The sequence below is a fragment of the Roseofilum acuticapitatum BLCC-M154 genome (genome assembly GCF_030068475.1).
GTDB classification, from domain to species: Bacteria; Cyanobacteriota; Cyanobacteriia; order Cyanobacteriales; family Desertifilaceae; genus Roseofilum; species Roseofilum acuticapitatum.
Genome location: NZ_JAQOSP010000001.1, coordinates 22,500 through 28,858, shown reverse-complemented (window position 1 = coordinate 28,858; position 6,359 = coordinate 22,500). Strand labels below are relative to the sequence as shown.

The window sequence follows — 6,359 nt, the reverse complement described above, 5'->3', positions numbered from 1 at the left end:
TATATCAAGTCCGCTTAAGTACCCTAATTAAAAATCCAGGGAGCAAGATGCTCCCACTCCAGTCATATCAAAGAATTCGAGGAGTGCGGGCATCTTGCCCGCTTCTTAACAAATTTTCATGTCCGCTTGCGGAAACCGGACTTGATATTACAGAGTCAAAGCTGTTGCGTTTTAGTCTATGGTAGCCCATAACCCGTAAAAATAGGGAAATTGACGATTGATGGTGTCAATTTCCCTAACATAGAGTGAACTTCGATTAACCATAAGACGTAGTGTAGGGGTCACCCCTACACCCATCAATCCCTGATTTTAGGTTAATCCCACATCCACCTGGGCAAACGTCAATTGCTGGATATTGAAGTTAAAATTAACCACCACACCTAACGTCAGATTGGTACTCAGTTGAGTCATCACCGTATCATTACCCACCATACTCAATCCCACATCAGTGCTGGCAATACCCGCCAAACCAACGATATCCACACCCACTTGGTAATCCAAGATCGAAGTAATATTACCAGCAATACTACCCCGGAACAAGAACGTATCAATCCCTGCCCCACCAATGGCTTGGTTCGTTCCCATATCGCCACTAATCAAATCATCACCAGCACCCCCATTAATTAAGTCATCCCCTTGACCGCCCCAGGCAGTGTCATTTCCAGCACCTCCATCTACACTGTCATTGCCTTGACCGCCTAAGCAAGTATCATTGCCATCATCACCATTGACAATATCATCACCCAGGTCTCCAGAGGCTTGGTCATCTCCGTCACCTCCACTTACAGAGTCATTATTCTGACCTCCATTGCAAGTATCATTTCCGGTTCCACCCTTGACCTCATCATCGCCCGTGTTGCCATTAGCCGTATCATCTCCACCCGAAGCATCAATGCGGTCATTTCCGCCCAAACCAGCGAAAAACTCAGCCAAAGCACTTCCCGTCAACACATCATTGAGGGCAGTACCAATCACGATCGAAATATCAATATTGGGAGGAGTTGGCGTAGAATCTGAGGGAGGGGTAGAAGAGGCAGGCGCTTGAGGCTCAGAACTGCCTGAACCCGTACCCGTACTCGGAGAACCGGAAGTCGGGGGAGTAACCGGGGGAGGCGCTAACTGTTGCACAATCTCGTCTTGCTTCAGGTTGCCCACCGTTGCAAAGGCTCCCGCACCTGCACCCCCATTCGCACCAAAGTAATCTTCAATGACCAAATCTTCAGCATCAACTTGGCCATTACCATTGGCATCAATCACCAATTTTGTGCCATCTTTGAGAACTTTAGTGGTATCCGTTGCCCCATCTAAAGATAACTTCAGGTCTTCTAACTCTAGATCATTCTGACCATCAACATCCTTGATCTTAGAACCTTTGATGTTTTTGCTGCTCAGTTTATACTTGTCATTGCCTTTACCCAAGTTCAAATCCAAGCCCGCAACTGCACCACCGGTAATCACATCATCTTGGTTAGAACCCACAAATCCCTTCATATTCTTGAAGGTATTCTTAGCGGTTCCAAAGATAGCGATTTCCGTAGACAGATTAATATCGACACTCAATTGAGCTTTGGCAAAGGAGGCAAAGTTAACCCCATCTCCACCATCGAGGACATCATTACCTGCGCCACATTCGAGGGTGTCATTGCCTGCACCACCCATGAGGATGTCATTCCCTTCACCCCCTTCGAGGATGTTGTTGCTTTCATCCCCTTCAATGGTATCGTCGCCTTTAGAACCAACGGCTCCTTCAAATCCTTCAATCTTATTCTTGAAGAATCCATTGAGGGTGATTTCTGTGGCAATGGAAATGGAAATCTTGATTTTCAAACCGACGCTAACGGAGGCAAAGGAGACAATATCAACTCCTGCCCCCCCGATGAGGGTGGACTCTCCACTACCGCCGCCTTCTAAGGCATCATCCCCATCACCGCCATCGCAGTAAACGCCACCTGTAATTTTGTCATTGCCAGCACCGCCACGGATTGTATCTTGCCCGCCGCCGCCACCGTCTATATCGTCATCCCCATCACCGCCATCGATGTCATCTGTACCATCGCCGCCTTGGATTTTATCTTTGCCGTTGCCGCCTTTAATGGTGTCGTTGCCTTTACCCCCTTCAACAGTATCGTCATCATCACCACAGTCGATGTCGTCGTTGTCGTCACCACCATCGATTTTGTCTTTCCCCTTGTCGCCTTTGATGGTGTCGTTGCCTTTACCGCCTTCAATCATGTCGTCATCATCACCACCCATGCAGCTATCATTGCCGTCATCTCCCATCAGGGAGTCTTTGCCTTCGCCGCCTTCGATTTTGTCGTCATTGTCGCCGCCTTCAATTTTGTCATCGCCTTTATCGCCTTGCAGGGTGTCGTTGCCTTGCTCTCCCTTGAGGGAGTCATTACCATCGCCTCCCATACAGGTGTCGTTGCCATTACCGCCTTCAATGGTGTCGTCATCTTCACCGCCTTCTAGGGAGTCTTCATTGTCTCCACCTTGCAGGGTATCTTTGCCTTGGCCTCCAATACAGGTATCATTGCCTGTGTCGCCTTGAATCCAGTCATCGGCATCTCCGACAATGGAATCTTTGCCGCGCTCGCCATCACTAATGAATAAACGAGTTGGGGTAAGCCTGGGGGTTAATTGCACGCCAACCAGGATTTAAGGGTTCCTGAATAGATTCCAGGTTAATTATGCCCAAATTGTCTCGTTAAATCTGCTCTAATTTAATTAAGTTTTATCACATTTTTTTTTAGTATTAACTTTAGCTTGAAGAGGGGTGTTTTTATGGAGATGTGGCGATCGCCATAATTTGAATTTTTTTTCAGTTCTTCATCGTTCAAAGGAAAAACGGCAAGCAAAAATGATCAAGCATTGCCGAATCACTCGAAAATAATAGGATAGAAAATTAACTTAGGGTTCGTCGATTTTCAGGGGGACTTTTTCCAGTTCGGGTAACTTGACTAATTCTTGCTCCATTTCTTCCTGCTCAATATTGACCGGTAACATCAAGGGTTCTGATTCTTCCTGGATTAAGGCACGGGCTACGGGTAAAATTTGTTCTAAGTCGTCTTGAGGTCTGGGAATAATGTAGATGGCATTGAGTTCTCCAATCCGTTGAGCCTCATAAACTCCGGATTCAATGGCCATGGCTACATCTGCTACTGAACCCCGGATAATGGCTGTACAGAGTCCAGAACCGATGGTTTCAAAGGACATTAATTCTACATTGGCTGATTTGAGCATGGCATCGGCTGCACCTACCATGGGGGGAAAGCCAATCGTTTCGAGTAATCCGACGGCTTGACGGCTATAGCGCTTTTCTTGGTTATAAGCCGTTACTTCCATAAATTGGGGGTTAATGGGAAAGATCACTTCCAGATTGGGTAAGGGTCTGGGAATGACGCTACTACTGACGAGTTGATCGGGGCCAAATTCACTGGCGGTTTGGGAGCCATATTCTACGGCTAATCGAATGTCTGCGATTCTACCCCTGGCGATCGCCGTACAATATCCATTACCTATTTTTTCAATACCCACCAACACAACTTCTGCTGCTTTGATCATGGCATCGGCTACCGCAATGACCGCAGGAAAGCTCCGGGTTGATACTAAACCTAATGCACTTCCATTGAGAGTATTCAGTCTACTCATGCTTTTGACTTGAGAGGGATATTCGTCACCTGCACTCCTCTATTATTAGTATAAATGCCCGATGGGTGAACCTGATCGCATTTATCGATCGTTATCCTCAGAAACTGGAGAATCCTGGATACCCGAATCGAATGCTTGGCGATGGGGAAACAAGGTAGACATTAAGCGTTGTAGGTGCTGATGTCCATAAACTGGGGGATTAACGGCTTCGGAGTCCAGATCGTCCTTTGAGCTATCGAGGCTGGGATCGGAGCTAGGAGTTTCCACATGACCGTTTATACGGCTCGTGGGGGGATTGGCAATTAAATTACGGGCGATCGCCGAATGAATCGAAGATTGAGTTGCTGAAGGATTCGATTTAGGCGGATCTACCGCACTTTTCGCGGCTTCCTCTTCCGGCTTCACCTCTGGTACAGGCTCAACTTCGGTCACCGATTCCACCGGTTTAGGAGCTACCTCAGCTTCCGAGCGTCCGCGATCGCCCAAGAGCGAACCCGGAGCCACCACCTGTTCTGGCTCCACTGAATAATTAAAGACCGTTGACACGGGGCCCACACAAGCCCTTGCACCAATGGTTCCCGAACCCACCACTAACACACCCGCACCCAAAATTGCCCCTTCTTCAACCCTTAAGGTTCCCCCATCAGCATGGAGAACCACCCCCATGCCAATACAAACCCCAGCCGCGATCGCAATCCGACTCTGGGGATTGGCAATCAACACCACACCCGGAGCCACCACCGCGCTAGGATCAATGCTCACCTCCCCATCAACACAAGACTTTTGGTTATGAAGAGGTTGCCAAGGCATGACCGCCATAATACTATTGAACCTCGCTGTTGCAGCATATTATTCAATCGAACCTCAGTCCGATACCCACATCTTGGAGGAGGAAAACCTCCCCCATTTTTCCATTGAAGGAATTCAATCCCAGCTTACGGGCGCTGAATCACCGACTCTGCCATACGCCGTTTAGCATTTGGATCGATGCCCAACATCCGCACATACTCCCCTTCATGTTCAGCCAAGCAAGCCTCTAAAGCCGCGAACACCTCTGACTCGCGACTCGACTCAATCGGCGTACAGCTCTTCCAAGATCCCGTTTTATAGCGCCGCTTATCCGCATGTTCCGTCCCAATCTTATAACCTTGGGCTAACAGGGCACGCACTTGTTCGATCGCCTCAGCACTCAACTTTCCAGACACCGTCCCCCCATTACTACTAGCACGAGCCACTGGAGCTACCGGACTCGCCACACTCGATGCCCCATTACCGCTTGCGGCCACTCTACCATCGGGGCGCTGAATAATTTCCTCTAACACCCGCCGTTTGGCATTGGGATCGACCGCAATCAAGCGCACATATTCGCCCTCATAATCTCTCAACACCGTTTCAATCCCACTTAAAACGGCAGTCGGACTACTTCCACTAATCGGCGTTCCCGTCAGCCAAGAGCTAGTCCGGAAGCGGCGCTGATCCGCATGTTCAGTCGTAATTCGGTATCCTTGATTGACCAATTGTCTCACCTTCGAGGACAAATCCGCCCCTACCCCTGAACCATTCGAGACATAACCATTACCCCTTTCAGATACTCTGGAGGGAGCTGGAGCGCTTGCTCTAGGGGCAGCCGGTTGGTCTCCGGGTCTCTGAATAATAGTTTCTAGGACTCGCCGTTTCGCTTGGGTATCGATACCAATTAAGCGCACATACTCACCCGCATGGGCAGACATACAAGACTCAACAGCAGCTAAAACCTCTCTAGCATTACTCGAATCAATCACAGGGCAGCTCTTCCAGGAGCCAGTCCGGAAACGACGCTGATCGGCATACTCTGCACCGATTTTATAGCCTTGGGCCAGTAATTGTTGAATGTGGGTTACGGTTTCTGAATTAAGAGTTGTCATAGTGCTTTGGGTTTGACCATTACTAGAGTTGTCCGATTCACTGCGAATCGGCGTAATACATTCGATATTGTCGGCACATCGATACCCAGCTCTGAGGGCATCATTAATCCCGACCACATGACTGGCAAAAGCCGCGTCATTTTTTTGCACATCAGGCAGGCGATCGGCCTGCTGTTGATTGGTAATAATTGATCCAGAAGGAACATATTTTCCTGGGGGAATTTCCACATCTTGGATCAGCGCGTGCATCATCACGATACATCCATTGCCCACTCTGGCATTGAAGACTGTAGAGCGGAAACCAATAAAACAATTATCCCCCACATAGGCAGGCCCATGGACTAACGCCATGTGAGTAATAGAAGAATGATTCCCAATCCATACGGAATATTGTTGGCCATCATCCCCAACCACTCGGCCTTCCTCTAGACCATGAATGACCACACCATCTTGGACATTCGTATGATCTCCAATGTAGAAAGGAGCGCCTTCATCAGCTCGGATCGATGTTCCAGGAGCGACTAATACATTGGCTCCGATATGGACATCACCAATTAAATTCGAGAAAGAGTGAACATAGGCACTACTATCTATTCTCGGTTCCGCTAAGTCTTTTGACCAAGGGGTGGGGGGAGCGGCATGACTTGCTGTATGGCTACGCACAACCATAAATAATGTTCCTCCTATAGCGATTTTGTCTCTCGTGTCATGGGGTTAACGGGTCGAGTTTCGGATACGATCCGACCTTAAAAGGGTTTGGATTTTAAAGTTGATGAACGTTGATTGGATTGAGACTGAGAAGCT

Annotated in this window: 4 protein-coding genes; all 4 read right to left on the bottom strand. The window is 48.5% G+C overall.

The genetic code is table 11. The annotated features are described in order from the left end of the window. Positions 1-309: 309 nt before the first annotated feature. Positions 310-2,646 carry a hypothetical protein gene (locus PMG71_RS00130; RefSeq protein ID WP_283751597.1) on the bottom strand — a complete coding sequence of 779 codons (2,337 nt, stop codon included), beginning with the start codon at positions 2,644-2,646 and terminating at the stop codon, positions 310-312. Positions 2,647-2,910: 264 nt separating this feature from the next. Next, on the bottom strand, positions 2,911-3,651 hold the full coding sequence (gene ccmO / locus PMG71_RS00125) for a beta-carboxysome assembly protein CcmO (RefSeq protein WP_283751596.1): 741 nt from the start codon (positions 3,649-3,651) through the stop codon (positions 2,911-2,913). 81 nt (positions 3,652-3,732) lie between these two features. Further along, positions 3,733-4,461 carry a beta-carboxysome scaffolding protein CcmN gene (gene ccmN / locus PMG71_RS00120; protein ID WP_283751595.1) on the bottom strand — a complete coding sequence of 243 codons (729 nt, stop codon included), beginning with the start codon at positions 4,459-4,461 and terminating at the stop codon, positions 3,733-3,735. Between the two features lie 125 nt (positions 4,462-4,586). Beyond that, positions 4,587-6,224 carry a beta-carboxysome scaffolding protein CcmM gene (gene ccmM, locus PMG71_RS00115; RefSeq protein ID WP_283751594.1) on the bottom strand — a complete coding sequence of 546 codons (1,638 nt, stop codon included), beginning with the start codon at positions 6,222-6,224 and terminating at the stop codon, positions 4,587-4,589. Between the last annotated feature and the right edge of the window lie 135 nt (positions 6,225-6,359).

What these genes read in the sequence shown, in the direction of transcription:
- ccmO (WP_283751596.1), bottom strand. Translation starts at nt 3,651, where the DNA reads ATGAGTAGACTGAATACTCTCAATGGAAGTGCATTAGGTTTAGTATCA.
- ccmN (WP_283751595.1), bottom strand. Translation starts at nt 4,461, where the DNA reads ATGCCTTGGCAACCTCTTCATAACCAAAAGTCTTGTGTTGATGGGGAG.
- ccmM (WP_283751594.1), bottom strand. Translation starts at nt 6,224, where the DNA reads ATGGTTGTGCGTAGCCATACAGCAAGTCATGCCGCTCCCCCCACCCCT.